10 protein-coding genes and 8 pseudogenes are annotated in these 20,225 nt (G+C 35.1%); 7 read left to right on the forward strand and 11 right to left on the reverse strand.

The genetic code is table 11. The features are described from left to right. Positions 1-11: 11 nt before the first annotated feature. A complete protein-coding gene (gene uvrA / locus O1Q06_RS00895) occupies positions 12-2,828 on the reverse strand; it encodes an excinuclease ABC subunit UvrA (RefSeq protein WP_410542766.1) in 2,817 nt (938 codons plus the stop codon). A gap of 325 nt (positions 2,829-3,153) precedes the next feature. Here uvrA and O1Q06_RS00900 point away from each other — a divergent pair, with 325 nt between their 5' ends. Continuing rightward, positions 3,154-3,372, forward strand: coding sequence for a hypothetical protein (locus tag O1Q06_RS00900; protein WP_410542767.1), 219 nt, complete (start codon positions 3,154-3,156; stop codon positions 3,370-3,372). On the opposite strand, the pseudogene O1Q06_RS00905 reads toward O1Q06_RS00900, so the two are convergent. The 5 genes and pseudogenes from O1Q06_RS00905 to O1Q06_RS00925 all read right to left on the reverse strand — a co-directional run. Further along, positions 3,335-3,931: pseudogene (locus O1Q06_RS00905) on the reverse strand (IS630 family transposase); the annotation flags it as partial. The gene O1Q06_RS00900 and the pseudogene O1Q06_RS00905 sit on opposite strands and share 38 nt — an antisense overlap. Before the next feature lie 14 nt (positions 3,932-3,945). Beyond that, a pseudogene (locus O1Q06_RS00910) lies at positions 3,946-4,113 on the reverse strand (IS630 family transposase); the annotation flags it as partial. A gap of 6 nt (positions 4,114-4,119) precedes the next feature. Further along, positions 4,120-5,574: an IS4 family transposase gene (locus tag O1Q06_RS00915; RefSeq protein ID WP_410542423.1), complete on the reverse strand. Its 1,455-nt coding sequence runs from the start codon at positions 5,572-5,574 to the stop codon at positions 4,120-4,122. 65 nt (positions 5,575-5,639) lie between these two features. Then, positions 5,640-6,485: pseudogene (locus tag O1Q06_RS00920) on the reverse strand (IS630-like element ISWpi10 family transposase); the annotation flags it as partial. A 61-nt stretch (positions 6,486-6,546) separates the two neighbouring features. Then, the gene (locus O1Q06_RS00925; protein ID WP_410542768.1) at positions 6,547-6,657 is read right to left on the reverse strand and encodes a winged helix-turn-helix domain-containing protein; all 111 of its coding nucleotides are present in this window, start codon (positions 6,655-6,657) and stop codon (positions 6,547-6,549) included. Between the two features lie 96 nt (positions 6,658-6,753). Here O1Q06_RS00925 and O1Q06_RS00930 point away from each other — a divergent pair. The 4 genes and pseudogenes from O1Q06_RS00930 to O1Q06_RS00945 all read left to right on the forward strand — a co-directional run bounded on the left by O1Q06_RS00930 (position 6,754) and on the right by O1Q06_RS00945 (position 9,691). After that, positions 6,754-7,621: pseudogene (locus tag O1Q06_RS00930) on the forward strand (IS982 family transposase). Next, positions 7,602-7,823: an IS630 transposase-related protein gene (locus tag O1Q06_RS00935; protein ID WP_410543121.1), complete on the forward strand. Its 222-nt coding sequence runs from the start codon at positions 7,602-7,604 to the stop codon at positions 7,821-7,823. The pseudogene O1Q06_RS00930 and the gene O1Q06_RS00935 overlap by 20 nt, the downstream one beginning before the upstream one ends. Before the next feature lie 24 nt (positions 7,824-7,847). Continuing rightward, positions 7,848-8,192, forward strand: coding sequence for a transposase (locus O1Q06_RS00940; protein WP_410542769.1), 345 nt, complete (start codon positions 7,848-7,850; stop codon positions 8,190-8,192). Positions 8,193-8,236: 44 nt separating this feature from the next. Beyond that, entirely contained in the window at positions 8,237-9,691 is a 1,455-nt protein-coding gene (locus O1Q06_RS00945) for an IS4 family transposase (protein WP_410542423.1), read from the forward strand. A 322-nt stretch (positions 9,692-10,013) separates the two neighbouring features. On the opposite strand, the pseudogene O1Q06_RS00950 reads toward O1Q06_RS00945, so the two are convergent. Next, a pseudogene (locus O1Q06_RS00950) lies at positions 10,014-10,881 on the reverse strand (IS982 family transposase). Here O1Q06_RS00950 and O1Q06_RS00955 point away from each other — a divergent pair. Beyond that, positions 10,815-11,238: pseudogene (locus tag O1Q06_RS00955) on the forward strand (transposase); the annotation flags it as partial. The pseudogenes O1Q06_RS00950 and O1Q06_RS00955 sit on opposite strands and share 67 nt — an antisense overlap. On the opposite strand, the gene O1Q06_RS00960 reads toward O1Q06_RS00955, so the two are convergent. Together O1Q06_RS00960 and O1Q06_RS00965 are read right to left on the reverse strand one after the other, a co-directional pair. Further along, the gene (locus O1Q06_RS00960) at positions 11,149-11,667 is read right to left on the reverse strand and encodes an ankyrin repeat domain-containing protein (protein ID WP_410542770.1); all 519 of its coding nucleotides are present in this window, start codon (positions 11,665-11,667) and stop codon (positions 11,149-11,151) included. The pseudogene O1Q06_RS00955 and the gene O1Q06_RS00960 sit on opposite strands and share 90 nt — an antisense overlap. A gap of 215 nt (positions 11,668-11,882) precedes the next feature. After that, entirely contained in the window at positions 11,883-14,801 is a 2,919-nt protein-coding gene (locus tag O1Q06_RS00965) for a WPE palindromic element domain-containing protein (protein ID WP_410543122.1), read from the reverse strand. Positions 14,802-14,909: 108 nt separating this feature from the next. Here O1Q06_RS00965 and O1Q06_RS00970 point away from each other — a divergent pair, with 108 nt between their 5' ends. Beyond that, a complete protein-coding gene (locus tag O1Q06_RS00970; RefSeq protein WP_410542771.1) occupies positions 14,910-17,969 on the forward strand; it encodes a phosphoribosylformylglycinamidine synthase subunit PurL in 3,060 nt (1,019 codons plus the stop codon). A gap of 649 nt (positions 17,970-18,618) precedes the next feature. On the opposite strand, the pseudogene O1Q06_RS00975 reads toward O1Q06_RS00970, so the two are convergent. Next, positions 18,619-19,487 (reverse strand): annotated as a pseudogene (locus O1Q06_RS00975) (IS982 family transposase). 81 nt (positions 19,488-19,568) lie between these two features. Next, positions 19,569-20,202: pseudogene (locus O1Q06_RS00980) on the reverse strand (IS630 family transposase); the annotation flags it as partial. Positions 20,203-20,225: the final 23 nt, after the last annotated feature.

Consider the following 20,225-nt stretch of genomic DNA (forward strand, 5'->3'; position numbering starts at 1 on the left):
TCATAACCTAATTATGAAGAAATAGTCGATACTTGATCCAATAAATATGTTTTAAGATACTTGCCTGTAACGCTTTTTGGAGTCTGTGCAACTTTTTCTGGAGTTCCTACAGCAACCACTTCTCCACCTTTTACTCCACCCTCTGGACCAATATCTATTATGTAATCAGCAGTTTTTATAACATGTAAATTGTGCTCAATAACTATAACAGTATTTCCTAAATCAACTAGCCTATGGAGTATTTTTAGTAAATTATTTACATCTTCAAAATGTAACCCAGTTGTTGGCTCATCGAGAATATACAATGTTTTCCCGGTAAATCGCTTTGATAGTTCCTTAGACAGCTTTATTCGTTGTGCTTCACCCCCGGACAACGTTGTTGACGACTGTCCAAGCGTTATATAGCCAAGCCCTACTTCCTGTAAAGAAATCAACTTTTCCTTTATCATTGGAAGATTTTCAAAAAAGTCACATGCTTGATCTATTGTCATATCAAGCACATCAGAAATTGATTTTCCCTTGTAAGTAACTTCCAATGTTTCTCGGTTATACCTCTGTCCTCTACATTGCTCACATTTCACATAAACGTCCGGTAGGAAATGCATCTCGATCTTTAAATGCCCATCACCTTTACAAGCTTCACATCTTCCTCCCTTGGTATTAAATGAAAATCGGCCTATATTGTAACCTCGTGCCTTCGACTCTGGGAGACCTGCAAACCAATTTCTGATGTGAGTAAACATACCAACATATGTTGCTGGATTTGATGCTGGGGTCCTACCAATTGGCGATTGATCAACTTCTATAATTTTATCTATATACTCAAGGCCTTCTATTTTGTCGCATTGACCATGCCTTGCAGATGAATGATTTATCTTGTGTGCTGAGTATTTATATAATGTTTCTATCACTAAACTTGATTTCCCTCCTCCTGATATTCCAGTAACACAAATAAAATTCCCTATAGGAAATTCAACATTTATATTTTTTAAGTTGTTCTCACAAGCATTAACTACCTTTATGAACTGAGTTGTTTGCTTTCTTCTTTTTGAAATTGAAATTTCCTTCTTTCCACTTAAATACTGTCCTGTTATGCTCTCTGAATTTTTTTGTAACTGATCTGGTGTTCCTTCTGCAACGATTTTTCCTCCATTCACGCCAGCTCCAGGACCAATATCAATCACATAATCAGCAGCCATTATTGTGTCTTCATCATGTTCAACAACAATCACAGTATTACCCATGTCTCTCAGATTTTTAAGTGTGGCAATTAATCGATCATTATCACATTGATGAAGGCCAATTGAGGGTTCGTCAAGTACGTATAGCACTCCTGTTAAACCAGAACCAATTTGCGAAGCAAGCCTGATCCTCTGGCTTTCGCCACCAGAGAGAGTGCTAGATTCACGGTCAAGTGTAAGGTAATTTAGCCCTACATTCTTTAAAAATGTCAGCCTTTTGATTATTTCGTTTAATATTTTATTTGAAATTTGCCTTTGTTGTTCTGTAAGTTTATCTGATAAATTTCCAAACCACTCAAGGGATTCATCGATGCTGAGCCTTGATATTTCACCTATATGTTTTTCGTCAATTTTCACTGTAAGTGCTTCTTTTCTCAATCTGTAGCCAGCACATTCTTTGCAGTCAGTAACAGAACAATACCTATCAATAAGTGATGCATCGTAATCCATCTGGCGTTCTAGGATACTGACCAAACCTTGAAATTTCATTTCTCTAGAGCCAAAGAGTATTAAATCCTTCACTTCTTGGTCTATATTCTTCCACGGAACATCAAGGCTAAATTTGCAATTTTCAGCCAGTGATAGAATTGCATTTTTTAGCAATCCATAGTTTGTATGCACTTGACGGAACATTGATCCAATTGGCTTTAAAGCACCTTCAGATATCGAGAGCGTTTCGTCTGGCACTATTAGCTTTGCATCAACACTTAGTTTTTTACCGAGCCCACTGCATGAACTGCATGCACCGTAGGGGCTGTTAAAAGAAAACAATCTTGGCTCTATTTCTTCAAGAGTAAAGCCAGACTCAGGACATGCAAAATTCTCTGAGAAAGTTAAAGTTTGACCATTTTTATACTCGGAATTGTGGTTGTCAGGTAAGTTCACTATTTCTGCATACATTAAGCCATGGCCCAGCCTCAATGCTGATTCTATACTGCCTGGTAGTCGATTTCCTATATCATCTGACATGGAGATTCTATCTGCAATAACAAAAATATCATGTTTCTTGTTTTTGTCGAGTTTAGGCAAGTCATCTATATTGTATGTTTCACCATCTATTTTTAGTCTCACGTAACCCTGCTTTTTAATTTCCAATATCTCTTTGAAGTGCTCTCCTTTTCTGCCACGCACAATAGGAGCAAGTATATATATTTTAGTTTCTAAAGGTAATGCTATAATAGTATCTACAATTTGAGATACAGCCTGTTTCGTTATTGGCAACCCAGTTACAGGCGAATAAGGTATTCCCACTCGTGCATATATCAAACGTACATAATCGTAAATTTCAGTAACGGTTCCAACAGTTGATCTTGGATTTTTTGAGATCGACTTTTGATTAATTGATATTGCAGGAGAGAGGCCTGTGATTGACTCAACATCTGGTTTATCTTGAATATTAAGAAATTGACGTGCATAAGCCGATAGACTTTCGACGTATCGGCGTTGGCCTTCTGCATAAATCGTATCGAATGCGAGGCTAGACTTACCAGAACCACTTAGTCCAGTTATAACAACTAACTTATTTTTTGGTATATTGACATCAATACCCTGCAAATTATGCTCTCTTGCACCTTTAACTCTGATCATACTTCATGTACCTTTGACCATTACAGCCTAAAAATACATAAACTTACAACAACTTGCTACTAATTTTTTTAACTATTACGGAAAACGAGATAGCACAACTAGTGCAAAACATTTTGCCACACAACTATATAAACATCTGTTTTCGCCAAGTTAGTTCGTACAACAAATGGTGTCATAAAAGTATGTTTTCTACAATCTCATCAAAAACATGCTTACCAATTTTTGGAAACAGCAAATTTTATTTTATATAAAATATAGAATTTTGATAAATTTAACTTTTTTGTGAGATTATGCAGCGATAAAAATAAATTTAGAGGGAAAGGTTATGGCAATAAAGAAGCAGAAGTTTTTTGAAATAATAAATGAGGTAGGTGAAAGTGGAGGTTTGGATGAAGATAATTTACTTGAAAGAATAAAGAATGAGTTAAAAGGAAAAGATGAAGGAGAGTACAACAAGTTTAGTAAAAATTTTAGTAAAGAACATCAATTTATACCAATTCTCATTATTAATGAACCAAATAAGAAGCATAGCAGAGTTGTTTAACCGTGGAAGGGGAAAGAGAGGTAATAAATTTACACAAAGCGCATTCAAGCAGAACAATTGTATTGTAGATTTTATTGCGTAAAATGTTCTGTTTTATATATAACCAAAACCTCTCAACAGGATTGAGTTCAGGTGAGTATGGTGGTAGGTATATAATTTCGATATTTTTAGGTGCCTTTAAATTTTTTGACTTATGCCAACTAGCGCAATCCATCACGAGAAAAGCCTTTCGTATTCCTAAATATTGCGACATCTGTTCAAGGAATATATTTATACAATCAGTGTTGACGTTTGGTGCAAATAAGCTAAAATTCTCTCCATTTCTGGGATTAACTGTACTATAGAGATAAAAATTTTCCCTACCTAATTTTACCTTAACCTGTGTCCTACTGCCTTTTTTAAACCACCCATGTCCAACTTTTGAATGTGTACCAAACCGTGATCATCGAAGAAAAATAGCTCTTTTTCAGAATGCATGACAATAGTTTCATTGAGGTTTTTTTTTAAACTCCTCTTGCTTGTTTTTATCTTGTTCACTATGAACTGGTCTTAGTGTGATACCAAATTCCATTACTAATCGAACAAATAAGAAACATTACAAACTCGTTTAATAGTAGCACTGGAAATACTGACAATAAAATTACACAGAACATCTTCAAGTAAGCCTATGGTATCGTAGACTCTGTTGCGTAAAGTATTGTGTTTGATATATTGCCACAACCTCTCAACAGGATTCAGTTCTCACTTTTACCCACAACTTTGAGAGGTCATTATGCGAAGCATAACCATGCTTTCCCTGAGGTTTTCATAACCACGCCATAGAGTCATAGTTCCTGGTAAATTATCACTTTTTCTATTCATAAATCCACCTAATTTTCCTAACCAAATAATAGCTTGTTTTATGTTTGGAGGTTCTTCTGGCAATTTGGCTACTTTATGCTCACGTATGTAAAGGGTTTTCCACTCTTCATTACTTAAAACCTTAGTACAAACCTCCATAGGATTCGATAAAGCGATTTTTGTTAAATATAAAATATTAAATGCAATAATGCTCTTTATAGCGATTAATTTCTCTAATCTTTCTTTTGTAGCTAAACGAGAGCTTTCTACCTTACATCCTGATTTTAAAATCCTAAAATACTCCTCGATTTTCCATCTTAGCTTATACCAATTTATCCTTTCTATAGCATCTAAAGTGCTATTAACTGGTACATTAGTCAGCAAAGTCCAATCAATAGCTTCTACTCTTTCAGGAGGATTTGTTTCTTTGGCACTTACTACATATATAGCGATTTTATCACTTATTTTATGCTCTGTATCTTTCGATCCATAAATGTAAGGAGATCTGATAGGTATATAGCCTTTCATATACCTGACTTCAATGTTAGCTTTTCTTGAGATCTGGTATTTATTTTCAGCAACATTCAAGACAATTTCCTTTTTTACAGGCAGTTGAGTTATACGTGTTTGCAAATCCGTTTTTCCCCCTTCAATACAGATGAATTTCCTATTAGTTCGGTTGCGGATTACATAAAAACTGTCCAATGATTCAACAGTCCATAAAAACTTAAAAATATCTGCTTCCCTATCACCAATAGTAACAAGCTGTACACCTTCTGCGAGGTTATTTAGGGTTTCTTTTAGTGCCGCTATCCACTTATAGCTTTCTTTCTCCTTTATAGCAGTACGGTATTTCCTGTTTGCTTTTTCTTGGGCTGTTTCTTCCCTGATAGAACGTGCCCAACACTGTTGAGAAGATAGCCCTAAAGGTAATCCGTCTTTGTTAACCATTAAGTTACTGTGCAATAACAAACCCTTTTTATATTTTGTATAGGCTTTAGAAATACTACCTAGACCCTTAGTCTTTATATGAGAGTCAAAATCCAAATAACTTGTATCTTGAACTGAAAATACCAGCTCATTTCCTTTTATCCTTTCCATAGTTTCTTTATAATGGGAAGAATAAATTTCCTTAGCTTCAAGCTTCTCATTGCTAAATAATCTGTATGCACCTTTAGCTTCTTTCCATCCTACACAGCTTTGACTAATTGACCCAGACGCCTTATTCTCTATTAAATAGCTTGTTTTAATAAGTCTTGTATTAAGCCTTACATCTCCCAGATTAACATGTCTCAACTCTTTTTCTAGCCATTTATCTCCTAAGCCATCAGCACATTGTACATTTCTATTTACTTCACACATTTTTACCTCATCTTAAGTATATTTTTCTCTATCTTACTTGCTTTTTATACTTGTGGGTAAAAGTGAGGATTCAGTTCTGGTGAATAAGGAGGCAAGTATATAATGGTAATGTTTTTCTGAATTTTCAAACTTTTTGATCTATGCCAGCCTGCACAATCCATTACAAGAAAGGCTTTTTTCGTGCCTAAATCTTTCGACATCTGCTCCAGAAATATATTCATACAATCAGTGTTTACATATGGAGCAAGTAGGCTAATTTTCTTACCACTTCTTGGATTTACCGCACTGTAGATATAGAAATTTTGTCTACCAATTTTCATTTAACCTGCGTTCTGACCCCTTTTTTAAACCATCCGTGTCCGATTTTTGAATGAGTTCCAAATCGTGATTCATCAAAAAAATACCTCCTTTTCAGGGTGGGAATTGACTATTTTATTGAAGTATTTTTTAAACTCTTCTTGCTTGTTTTTATCTTGTTTATGGTGAATTGGCCTCGGTGTTATATAAGAAAACTTCATCCTTTGTATCTCACGATGCACTGTTGATTTGCTAATGTTTAGGCCAAATTCCTCTGAGATTTTTATTTGCACTTCCTTAATAGTAATATTTGGATTTCTTTCTACCCATATTTCAATTTGCTCACGTTGATTTTTGTTTAATTTGCTTTTTCTTCGCCGCTGAGAAGGGGAAAATAATTTTTCTACTCTACCAAATTTTAGATGCTTTATCCATTCAGTCAAAGCAGTCCTTGAAATTTTACATATTCTTGCCACAGCGCTTATACTACTTTCTTTTCCTGCTATCACCGCTTGTAACTTTTTTGAAACATATGCGTTATTTCTGACCTTTTTTAACATTTCTTTCGCCAAATTTACAACTTTTTCGTCTAACAGTTTTGACCTTAATGCCATTATACCTCTCTATTTTATCTACTCTAGTATCACTTCTTTCCCATTATTGTCTATCTGTTCTTTACATAGTGGGAATTGGCATGATATATGAGAATTTCATTCTTTGCATATTACGATGTATTGCGGATTTTCTGATATTCAAACCAAATCTTTCTTGGATTCTTATTCTCATTTCTCTAATAACGCTAATTCTGGATTAAAGAGAGAATAGAAAAGTCAGGAGAGTAGGGTAAACTCAACAAATAGAAAAAAATAGATGAGGTTACCCATGGAAGATATAACAAAACTGTTTTGTCTGGTCGATGATTTTTGCAGAGATATAGAGAAAAATTTTGCAGATAAACTACTGCCAAACGGTAAAAACCCACAAGAGTGCCAGAAATTACACATTCGGAAATTATCACAATAATCCTCCTGTATCAGCAATCTCCCTGTGAAAATTTTAAGGCTTTCTACCTGCATTACCTAACATTGCTCTACAAACAGAGTTTTCGAAGTTGCCTTCATACACTAGGTTTGTTGCTCTAAAGTCCAGGGTTTTGTGGCATTTAGCCATGCTATTACAGTGCCTTTGCGGATGGTCAGAACTTACTGGAATCTCATACATAGATACAACTCCTATTGCAGTTTGCCATGCAAAAAGAATATCAAGAAATAAGGTTTTTGCTGGAATTGCAAAATTAAGCAAGAGTACATATGGCTGGTTTTTCGGCTTTAAACTACATTTGATAATTAACGAGAAAGGTGAAATTCAAGCTTTTACGCTTACAAGAGGTAATGTTGACGATAGAGAGCCTGTAGCAAACCTAACTAAGAAATTAACCGGTCTTTTGTTTGGTGATAAAGGCTATATTAAAAAAGAGCTTTTCCAAGAGTTGTTTAACCGCGGTTTGAAACTTGTTACCAAGGTGAAAAAGGGGATGAAAAACGCATTAATTTCACTACATGAAAAGATTTTGCTGAGAAAAAGGTCGATCATTGAGACGATTTTTGGCTACCTCAAAAGTAGACTTGAAATTGAACATACTCGCCATAGATCTCCCGTTAATTTCTTGGTTCACATCTTTTCTACTCTCATTTCCTATTCCTTGAAATCCAAAAAGCCTTCCATTTCCTATACTTTCTTCCTTCCTTAATCCAGAATTAGCGTTCGAAGAATATGTTACAAAGAATCCAGATCATACTCTGGCAGAGATGAAACAAAGTCTTGGATTTGGAATAAATTCAATTTGGTATAGACTAAAACAGCTAAAAATTACTTTTAAAAAAAAGTCACACTATATCAAGAGCGCAATCAAGAAGATAGGCAGCAATTTATTGATAAAATCTCAAAAATAGACCATTCCAGCATCTTATATATAGATGAAGCAGGAGTTGATAATAAGTTATACCGAGAATATGGACGTGTTCCAAGAGGAAAGAAAATTTATGCAGATATTCCAGCGAGAGAGAATCGGTATAGTAGCCGGGTGGATTGGAATGAGATTTATTGCACCAATGACTTTCAAAGGTGGGTGTGACAAAGAGGTATTCAATATATGGTTGGAGAAACCTAAATTGCCACTTGGCACAACCATAGTTATGGATAATGCTACATTTCATAAGACCACTAAAACAAAATCATTAATAGAGTCTTTTGGCTGTCATGTGCTGTATCTTCCAACATATTCACCAGATTTGAATCCTCACTTTTACCCACAAGTATAAAAAGCAAGTAAGATAGAGAAAAATATACTTAAGATGAGGTAAAAATGTGTGAAGTAAATAGAAATGTACAATGTGCTGATGGCTTAGGAGATAAATGGCTAGAAAAAGAGTTGAGACATGTTAATCTGGGAGATGTAAGACTTAATACAAGACTTATTAAAACAAGCTATTTAATAGAGAATAAGGCGTCTGGGTCAATTAGTCAAAGCTGTGTAGGATGGAAAGAAGCTAAAGGTGCATACAGATTATTTAGCAATGAGAAGCTTGAAGCTAAGGAAATTTATTCTTCCCATTATAAAGAAACTATGGAAAGGATAAAAGGAAATGAGCTGGTATTTTCAGTTCAAGATACAAGTTATTTGGATTTTGACTCTCATATAAAGACTAAGGGTCTAGGTAGTATTTCTAAAGCCTATACAAAATATAAAAAGGGTTTGTTATTGCACAGTAACTTAATGGTTAACAAAGACGGATTACCTTTAGGGCTATCTTCTCAACAGTGTTGGGCACGTTCTATCAGGGAAGAAACAGCCCAAGAAAAAGCAAACAGGAAATACCGTACTGCTATAAAGGAGAAAGAAAGCTATAAGTGGATAGCGGCACTAAAAGAAACCCTAAATAACCTCGCAGAAGGTGTACAGCTTGTTACTATTGGTGATAGGGAAGCAGATATTTTTAAGTTTTTATGGACTGTTGAATCATTGGACAGTTTTTATGTAATCCGCAACCGAACTAATAGGAAATTCATCTGTATTGAAGGGGGAAAAACGGATTTGCAAACACGTATAACTCAACTGCCTGTAAAAAAGGAAATTGTCTTGAATGTTGCTGAAAATAAATACCAGATCTCAAGAAAAGCTAACATTGAAGTCAGGTATATGAAAGGCTATATACCTATCAGATCTCCTTACATTTATGGATCGAAAGATACAGAGCATAAAATAAGTGATAAAATCGCTATATATGTAGTAAGTGCCAAAGAAACAAATCCTCCTGAAAGAGTAGAAGCTATTGATTGGACTTTGCTGACTAATGTACCAGTTAATAGCACTTTAGATGCTATAGAAAGGATAAATTGGTATAAGCTAAGATGGAAAATCGAGGAGTATTTTAGGATTTTAAAATCAGGATGTAAGGTAGAAAGCTCTCGTTTAGCTACAAAAGAAAGATTAGAGAAATTAATCGCTATAAAGAGCATTATTGCATTTAATATTTTATATTTAACAAAAATCGCTTTATCGAATCCTATGGAGGTTTGTACTAAGGTTTTAAGTAATGAAGAGTGGAAAACCCTTTACATACGTGAGCATAAAGTAGCCAAATTGCCAGAAGAACCTCCAAACATAAAACAAGCTATTATTTGGTTAGGAAAATTAGGTGGATTTATGAATAGAAAAAGTGATAATTTACCAGGAACTATGACTCTATGGCGTGGTTATGAAAACCTCAGGGAAAGCATGGTTATGCTTCGCATAATGACCTCTCAAAGTTGTGGGTAAAAGTGAGATTTGAATCCCATAGAACACTGTTGGCATACCATCAAAAGCCGCCTCAGACCTCTAATGTATAAATGTACAGACTTACAACTTTTGGTTGGTAATACCATAATGGAAATTTATCATTCATTTTAGAAAATACTATAGCTGCTCCGTCGTTATTTATTTCAGAGCAGAAAGAAGTATCAAATGCAGCCTCAGACTCTAGACCGCTGTCGTCACTACTAACACTTTCATCAATAGGAGTCTGTTTACCGCTATATGTAACACTTCCTCTTTGCGGTGACTCGAGTTTTTCTACAATACTCTTAACGCTAATTCTGGATTAAGGAAGGAAGAAAGTATAGGAAATGGAAGGCTTTTTGGATTTCAAGGAATAGGAAATGAGAGTAGAAAAGATGTGAACCAAGAAATTAACGGGAGATCTATGGCGAGTATGTTCAATTTCAAGTCTACTTTTGAGGTAGCCAAAAATCGTCTCAATGATCGACCTTTTTCTCAGCAAAATCTTTTCATGTAGTGAAATTAATGCGTTTTTCATCCCCTTTTTCACCTTGGTAACAAGTTTCAAACCGCGGTTAAACAACTCTTGGAAAAGCTCTTTTTTAATATAGCCTTTATCACCAAACAAAAGACCGGTTAATTTCTTAGTTAGGTTTGCTACAGGCTCTCTATCGTCAACATTACCTCTTGTAAGCGTAAAAGCTTGAATTTCACCTTTCTCGTTAATTATCAAATGTAGTTTAAAGCCGAAAAACCAGCCATATGTACTCTTGCTTAATTTTGCAATTCCAGCAAAAACCTTATTTCTTGATATTCTTTTTGCATGGCAAACTGCAATAGGAGTTGTATCTATGTATGAGATTCCAGTAAGTTCTGACCATCCGCAAAGGCACTGTAATAGCATGGCTAAATGCCACAAAACCCTGGGCTTTAGAGCAACAAACCTAGTGTATGAAGGCAACTTCGAAAACTCTGTTTGTAGAGCAATGTTAGGTAATGCAGGTAGAAAGCCTTAAAATTTTCACAGGGAGATTGCTGATACAGGAGGATTATTGTGATAATTTCCGAATGTGTAATTTCTGGCACTCTTGTGGGTTTTTACCGTTTGGCAGTAGTTTATCTGCAAAATTTTTCTCTATATCTCTGCAAAAATCATCGACCAGACAAAACAGTTTTGTTATATCTTCCATGGGTAACCTCATCTATTTTTTTCTATTTGTTGAGTTTACCCTACTCTCCTGACTTTTCTATTCTCTTTTTAATCCAGAATTAGCGTTAAAAAAGCCTTTCTTGTAATGGATTGTGCAGGCTGGCATAGATCAAAAAGTTTGAAAATTCAGAAAAACATTACCATTATATACTTGCCTCCTTATTCACCAGAACTGAATCCTGTTGAGAGGTTGTGGCAATATATCAAACACAATACTTTACGCAACAGAGTCTACGATACCATAGGCTTACTTGAAGATGTTCTGTGTAATTTTATTGTCAGTATTTCCAGTGCTACTATTAAACGAGTTTGTAATGTTTCTTATTTGTTCGATTAGTAATGGAATTTGGTATGACATATCAAGATTAGCTATTAAATGATATCTAGTTAGAAGCTTTGCTATCTCCGTATGGCCATTTACAATAGCATATGTTAGGGCAGAGAATTGACCTTTACGTTTCACATTTAAATCAGCTCCATTTGCTATTAGAAGTTGTACTACCTCAAGATGACCATGGGCAGCAGCATGAATTAGAGCAGTTATGTTTCCCGGAGATTCTGCATTAACATTTGCTCCCTCTTCTATCAAGTATTGTAATATCTCTAGTTGACCATTGTCAGCAGCCCATATTAAAGCAGTTCTCCCATAATCATCATCTATTGTATTAATAATTGCTCCACCCTGTATAGCCTGCTGAACAAAATCTAGCTGTCCTTTTTTAGCAGCATCAATTAGCTGCGCATTTAGCTGTTTTTGTGATGGCATATACCCCTCCTAAAATAAATATACAATTTAAAGCTATTTTAGCCACTATTCAAGTTTTAATGGCTAAAATTGATTGAATCACTTTTTAGTGTTTTTTTATGGTTGTTTGAGTCTAGCAAAGATGAGTCTATATCACAATCTAGTAATTCTCCTACTACACTTAGTAAACCAGCTGTACAACCAGCTATTTTGATCTGGATGAGAGGAGATATAATTTATAACCACTCCCCTATCCTTTCTAGTTGTTTGTAGATGTTAAATCTCAGGAATTTATCAAAATAAGGAGAGGCAATGAAGGGAGTAGTATCTCTTAAATAATTAGATAAGAAATCTGGTAGAATATTCTGAAATTCATGCATTTTTTGTCTATAATCTTTCAAAGCAATAACCTTTATTTTATCATAATCAAGTTTCCAATAAGCAAGCTCCGAGACTTCTTTTTTTGTTGTGTATTCCACTGCTAAAGCTTGTAAAATTAATTGTGGGAAAAATCCTGACATAACTTCCTCATTGGAAGGTGGTGAACCAAGTTTATAGTCTATAATTGCTACTTGCCCACCTGGTAGATACTCAACTCTATCACATTTTGCTGTCAATAAAATTTCTTCTGTCATTCGAGTATCTGACCAGCTCTTATTACACAATTGTCTGGTGTGTTCATTTGCAATCAAATTTTCTGGATCCAAGTAGTCAAGCACTGGGATGACACCCTTATTCTTAGTGGAAGTTGTACAGCATCCGCGCAGTTGTGTGTCACGCGCTGGAATATGAAATATCGGATAGGAAAAGCTCTTCTCCAACTCAACTTGATTGTTTCCAGTCCTATCAAACTCAACAAAAGATTGAATTATCCTCTGCAACCTTACCCACCACATATTTGAAAAGTGGAATCTACTAGACGAGAATGTTTCTCGTGCAATACTCATTGGTAACTTTTTGTTGCGTAAATATCTTGCAAGAATGTTATGTACCATAGTGCCAAATTCCAATATCGATGGCTTAAAATTCAAGTCTCTTAATTGTTTAAGGCTCAGTACATATTCAACGTAAAACGAATAAGGATTGCGAATTAGCTTTTCTATTGCACTGCAAGATATCACTTGCATTTTTGCTTGCCTCACTTCAGTTTTAGGTTTTGGCATAGGCTGAGTACATGGAACAATACACTCAGGTGTATTTAATATTCTTAGCCAATCGCGGTAAGGATATTTTGGTCTTTGCAACAGAATCTCCAAACGGTGCAATAGAATTGATCTTCTATCACTCATTAGCCTTGTAATATAAACCTTGCAGGCACCAAATAAATTGCGCAAAGTATACAAAAAGTATCCTTGCTCTTCTTGCACAGAAGGAAGATTGAATTTTTCTCTATTCAGTGCATTCAAAAACGGATTCTGAAAATTTGGTGTATCATTAAATCCAGCAAGTATTACAACTTTATTATGATATAAGCTAAATTTATCAAAGTTATTTTCTGGAGAAAAAAACTTCCTTTTTAAAAATAATATCAGGATTTGACTATATAACTCTAAGGAACACTCAATTGCTATACCGTTACATGCATTTGAGAAATCGCGAGTAAAATTACCTATTTCACCATTTAGCTCCAGAAAATTCACATTGGAAAGCACATTAACACACTGTAAATGAGCTGCTAATATAGCAGAAATAGGATGATTTATAAGATTAAGTAAAAGATTAAATATAGTTTCTAATCTACTGATAATAATTAATATATCTTCTTTATATCTTAGCTTTTTACAAGTACTAATAGCGTTGATAATATCCTTAAGACCATTTATATCAAAGCTACGCAATACTTCTATCTCAAACTCAGATAAAATACGAGTGTACTCTTCTTGAGCGTAACCAAAAGTCACTAGCCTATGTTTAAGAAGAGAAAGCAATGCCACACCCTTCCATTTTGAGTTCAAAATCTCAATACTATAAAGCAGAAGCGTCACATAAGAATAGTTTTCCGATATGGGGCACACCATACGAACTGCAAGTAATTTATCAAAAACAAACAAAGAAACGTTTTCATAACCTTCATTCTCTATAATTAGTGACGTCACCTGTGCTTCTTCCTCTCTGGAATCACAAGTGATGACTTCAATATTGCCAATATATCCATTACTAACTTTACTTAGATCAGCAGTTGTATCAAAGACATAATCTAGCTCAGAACTGCCTGTCATCCCAGCCCTCTGATTTTTAGTGTACGAACATTGTAATTTGCAGGTAATTTGAGTAGTAGATGATGTCATTCCAGTGCTTGACACTGGAATCCAGTTTCTATTGTACAGCCAACTGGTGCACTCATTTAAAGTTAAGTTTTCTGGATCCGAGTGTCTGGGCACTGGGATGACATCAGAACACACTTCTGGCAGAAAACTTACATCCTCTCTTCCTATACTTAAATAATCGAGCAGATCTTTCAGGCAATATTGATAATGTTTTTTATCAAGTGATTGCCAATCTTTCTCTTTAATTTTCAAATTCAGATTAGGTAAAATTATCTTTCCAAATGGCAGGTCGTATACAGCTTTAATCAACAACTTATAAATCTCCTCCTTTCCAATTCCAATAAAGATCATATGCTGATCTTTCTTCAGGGAGTTTATCATATTGTTTATGTAGTCACTCTTATGCTTTAGTATATCTACTACTCCTAAATTTTTTAAAGTGTTACTCCAAGTTTTGATAAGTAAATTTATGAAATTCTCCATTTTCTTCGAATGTTCATCAAGCTGATAACAATCCGCTATTTGGGTATATTGAAGTAATGACGGCAAACTGTAAACTAGATCGATTGGAAAACTATCATTGTGTTTTTTATTCCACTCCAATATAAATTGAATGAGTAGCAGCGTTCTCTTTGTCGGGTTAATAACTTTAACTCTATCAAGATTTAATATTAAATCTTCTTCATCAATGTTTTCTAGTGAAACTATCTCTGGCAAAATTATAGTTCTGTAATTCTTGAATGCACTCAGCAATGCTATAACATCCCTCTTGCAGGGAAGTATGATCTTTATCTCGGGAATTTTTTCTCTTTCATATTCAGAAAATATGTGCTGAACCAGCACATCAAAAAGGGACTCATTCACATTAACAGTAAAAACTCTTCCCACTAACAGTAACAATTAATACAACACTTTTATTGTATAGAAATTATTTAAAATATAAATGTGCTCACAGTTTCTTATGCTATGATATATTAAAGTCTTTCACAATATTACATGGCAAACATCAGAATAGAAGTTTTTAATAAATGTGAACAAGTTAGCCGCAGAAGGGTAGTTAATGTTTACTTGATTTACATAAGCAAAGAATTACCATCAAAATTACATGAAGAAATTTGTGGGCTATTTTATAATAAAGCCATACAAGACTGCCGTTATTATTCCTACAATGAAAACCTTGAAGAAGTTCAATATAACTTCATAGAATCACAAGCAAAGTGGGGCTTGGAGATAAGCTTTTTACCTGGCATGACCGATAACGTAGGAAACACGGCAAAACAAATTGTTAGAGAATATCTAATGAGCAAACGCCACATTGATGAAAGTGTTTCTATCAAGGCAAGAAGTTCAAAATTGATTCTAAGTCAAGGAGGTTTTCCAACCGAAGATGACATAAAACAGGAATTCAATCCTATTACTGAATATTGCACACTTTTCTATAAAGAAAACGGCAATTGCCATTGGAAGTATTACAGTAAACAAAATACCCCAGTTGGTGTCATTACAGCGAGTGACCAGGAAAAAAAAGAATGGATTCCAGTGTCAAGCACTGGGATGACACCAGGTAATAATGGAGCAAAATCTGTCAAACTCAATGTAAGTGACCAAGAGCTTGAAAAAATCAGCAGAGATGGAATCGATGGTAATGGCACTTTAGGGCTCTCGCTGGCAGCAATGAAAGCTATAAAGGATTACTTTAAAAAACTCGGTAGAAATCCATATGATATTGAACTTGAGTCTCTGTCACAGACTTGGTCTGAACATTGTAAACACAATATTTTTTGCTCCCCTATTGATGAAATAAAAGACGGTCTATATGCTCATTATATTAAGCGTGCAACGCGTGAGATAAATTCTAACATATGCGTGTCAGTTTTCTCCGACAACGCAGGAGGAATAATTTTTGATGACGATTACTTGATTGTAGATAAAGTTGAAACTCACAATAGTCCTTCAGCTCTCGATCCGTTCGGTGGAGCAATGACTGGAGTGCTTGGAGTTAACCGAGATATAGTCGGTTTTGGCAAAGGTGCAGAACCTATCATGAATACTTATTACTTTTGCTTTGCCAAAGAATCAAAAGGCAAACTTTATAGAGATAAAGAGCGTACTGATAAAATCTTACCACTAAAATATATAATGAAAGAAGTGATTCACGGTGTTAATGTTGCTGGTAATTGCTCCGGTATTCCAACGCAACTTGGATCAGTATACTTTGACGATAGATTCTGTGGAAAGCCATTAGTTTTTGTTGGAAGCATCGGAATTATTCCACGGAATATAAATAATGCACCTTCACACATAAAAGAACCCAAAAATGGTGATAAAATCGTAATTATTGGTGGAAGAGTTGGAAGGGACGGAATTCACGGTGCAACTTTTTCTTCAGAGGCATTGTCGGGAAACAGTCCTTCAACAATTGTGCAAATTGGTGACCCTATAACACAAAAAAAATTATCCAACGCCGTCGTAGAAGCAAGAGATCTTGGTCTTTATAATGCAATAACGGATAATGGAGCAGGAGGTCTATCATCGTCCATTGGTGAAATGGGAAAAGACGGATTTGAAGTTGATTTGAGCAAGGTTCTCCTTAAAAACGATGGTATGGCTCCGTGGGAAATATGGATATCAGAATCACAAGAGAGAATGACCTTAGCAGTGCCAGAAGAAAATCTTCCTGCGTTTAAGCAAATCATGAAAACACATGATGTGGAGGTCTGTGTAATTGGAGAATTCAACAAAAGTGGCAAAGCCGTTGTTAAATGTCCCCCAGGAGAAGTAATAATGGACATCGAAACTGAATTTCTGCATGACGGTAATCCCAAAGTGCATTTACAGACGAAACCGTGGTCTAAGGAGTCTGCTGTATCCTTTCCTGTCATCCCAGTGCTTGACACTGGGATCCAGCAGGTAAAGCCTGCAAACATTTTACGCCAAAACCCATACGATGGTGGAGCTGAGCGCGAAATGGATTCCAGTCTCAGCTACTTGCATGACACCTTTGAACTAAAAGAAATGCTAAGCAGACCAAACATACGCAGCAAAGAGTTTATAGTGGTGCAATATGACCATGAGGTTCAAGGATCGTCAATACTGAAACCACTGCAAGGCAAGGGAAGAGTGTGCAGCGAAGCTGTTGTCTCGAGGCCAGTCCTTTCTTCAAACAAAGGTGTTGTAAAATCGCAGGGATTTGGCTCAAGTTATGGAGAAATTGACACTTATCACATGGCAGCATGTGCGATTGACACTGCCATACGCAACTACGTAGCTGCAGGAGGAAATATAAATCATCTAGCGTTGCTCGATAATTTTTGCTGGTGTGATGCTTATAATCCAGAAAGATTGTGGCAACTAAAGAGAGCTGCAGAGGCTTGTTACAACTTTGCAACTGCATTTAAAACACCATTCATATCCGGAAAAGACAGTATGTTCAATGACTTCAAGGGATATGATGAAAATGGCGAGAAAGTGATAATCTCTGCACCACCTTCATTACTAATCTCAGCAATTGGAATTATAGAAAATATTGAAAATGCGGTATCGCTTGATGTGAAAATGCCAGGGGACTTGATATATGTGCTTGGTACAACCCACGATGAGCTTGGTAGATCTGAATATCAGTTATATAGTGGAATAGATAATAACAACGTGCCAAAAGTTAATGCAAAGAGCGCTAGGAAGTTGTATGAACGTTACAACCAGGCAATAAAAGATGGCATAATTGTCTCTGCAATTGCACCAAACTTAGGCGGCTTAATTATTGCTTTGGCAAAATCGCTAATTGCAGGAGACCTTGGTGCTGAAATTGATCTTTCACTAGTACCAATAGGAAAAACACAAAATACAGACATAATAAACAAGATAATAATGTTTTCTGAATCGCAAAGTAGAATATTAGTAACCATTGCCCCGCAAAATCAGCGGAAGTTTGAAGAATTGTTTAAAGGTATAGTTTTTTCATGTATTGGAAAAGTGACAGAGGAGAAAGCTCTCAATATAAAGGATATTATAAGAATAGATTTGAAAGACTTAGGTACTAGTTTAAATAACTTTTGATTACGCTAGACAAATTTTTCATTATGTGTAATGTCTGATTAAAATAAATGCATATTATTAAATTTGGGTAGGTGATTACGTCCATTTTATCAATACTCTTGCTTATCAGTCTTTCTTTACTTAACACTTCAAATAAATTAATGATATGTGCTGCCTTACTTGTGGGAGCTACTTTAGTTGTAAACTCAATGGTTGAGTTTTATGGTAGAAGCAAAGCTACTTACAGCTTAATAGTGTGTACAGTGATATGCTGTCTTTTTAAATTGCAAAATTTTAGTTTTATGATACTGGTTCTATATACTGCAATTTTAATCTCTCTTCTCTCAAGCATAGTTGTTTTTGAAGAATTAAAGTCGAAATTGAATTTTCATATGGCAAATTTCATCACTTTAATTATAGCATCGGTCATTGATAGTACGATTATTTGTGTTGGACTACTATACAAAATTTCTGCAGGTAAATGCCTATCAATATATATATTAAAGATTTAATTTTCAAGTTTTCCTATGCATCGATATTGAGTATCTGCTTGTTTGTAGGAATGTATTTATTCTCCTTGGCAAGCAAGAAGTATTTTAAGGTTTCTGCATAACCCGTCTTCTGATATAGCCAAAATAGTTTAGATTTAACTATAAACGCTAATTCTGGATTAAGGAAGGAAGAAAGTATAGGAAATGGAAGGCTTTTTGGATTTCAAGGAATAGGAAATGAGAGTAGAAAAGATGTGAACCAAGAAATTAACGGGAGATCTATGGCGAGTATGTTCAATTTCAAGTCTACTTTTGAGGTAGCCAAAAATCGTCTCAATGATCGACCTTTTTCTCAGCAAAATCTTTTCATGTAGTGAAATTAATGTGTTTTTCATCCCCTTTTTCACCTTGGTAACAAGTTTCAAACCGCGGTTAAACAACTCTTGGAAAAGCTCTTTTTTAATATAGCCTTTATCACCAAACAAAAGACCGGTTAATTTCTTAGTTAGGTTTGCTACAGGCTCTCTATCGTCAACATTACCTCTTGTAAGCGTAAAAGCTTGAATTTCACCTTTCTCGTTAATTATCAAATGTAGTTTAAAGCCGAAAAACCAGCCATATGTACTCTTGCTTAATTTTGCAATTCCAGCAAAAACCTTATTTCTTGATATTCTTTTTGCATGGCAAACTGCAATAGGAGTTGTATCTATGTATGAGATTCCAGTAAGTTCTGACCATCCGCAAAGGCACTGTAATAGCATGGCTAAATGCCACAAAACCCTGGACTTTAGAGCAACAAACCTAGTGTATGAAGGCAACTTCGAAAACTCTGTTTGTAGAGCAATGTTAGGTAATGCAGGTAGAAAGCCTTAAAATTTTCACAGGGAGATTGCTGATACAGGAGGATTATTGTGATAATTTCCGAATGTGTAATTTTTGGCACTCTTGTGGGTTTTTTACCGTTTGGCAGTAGTTTATCTGCAAAATTTTTCTCTATATCTCTGCAAAAATCATCGACCAGACAAAACAGTTTTGTTATATCTTCCATGGGTAACCTCATCTATTTTTTTCTATTTGTTGAGTTTACCCTACTCTCCTGACTTTTCTATTCTCTTTTTAATCCAGAATTAGCGTTATAGAGATAAAAATTTTCCCTACCTAATTTTACCTTAACCTGTGTCCTACTGCCTTTTTTAAACCACCCATGTCCAACTTTCGAATGTGTACCAAACCGTGATTCATCGAAGAAAAATAGTTCTTTTTCAGAATGCATGACAATAGTTTCATTGAGGTTTTTTTTTAAACTCCTCTTGCTTGTTTTTATCTTGTCCACTATGAACTGGTCTTGGTGTGATATATGAGAATTTCATTCTTTGCATATTACGATGTATTGCGGATTTGCTGATATTCAAACCAAATCTTTCTTGGATTCTTATTCTCATTTCTCTAATAGTAATATTGGGGTTTTCCTCTATCCACAACTCAATTCGTTCAAGTTGACTTTGGTTCAATATAGTTTTTCTACGGCGTTGAGGTGGAGCAAATAATTTTTCTTCTCTTCCAAATTTTATGTGCTTTATCCATGTAGTAATTGCCTTTCTCGAAATGCAACATATTTTTGCTACAGCTGTTATACTGTGCTTTTTTGCTGCAATTACAGCATTTAGTTTTTTTGCAACATACGCATTATTTCTTACTCTCTTCAGCATCTCTTTTGCTGATTTCACCACTTTTTCATCCAATAATTTTGATCTTAATGCCATCTAAACCTCGCTATTTTACTTAC

The organism is Wolbachia endosymbiont of Tetranychus urticae (assembly GCF_046529255.1).
Classification (GTDB): Bacteria; Pseudomonadota; Alphaproteobacteria; order Rickettsiales; family Anaplasmataceae; genus Wolbachia.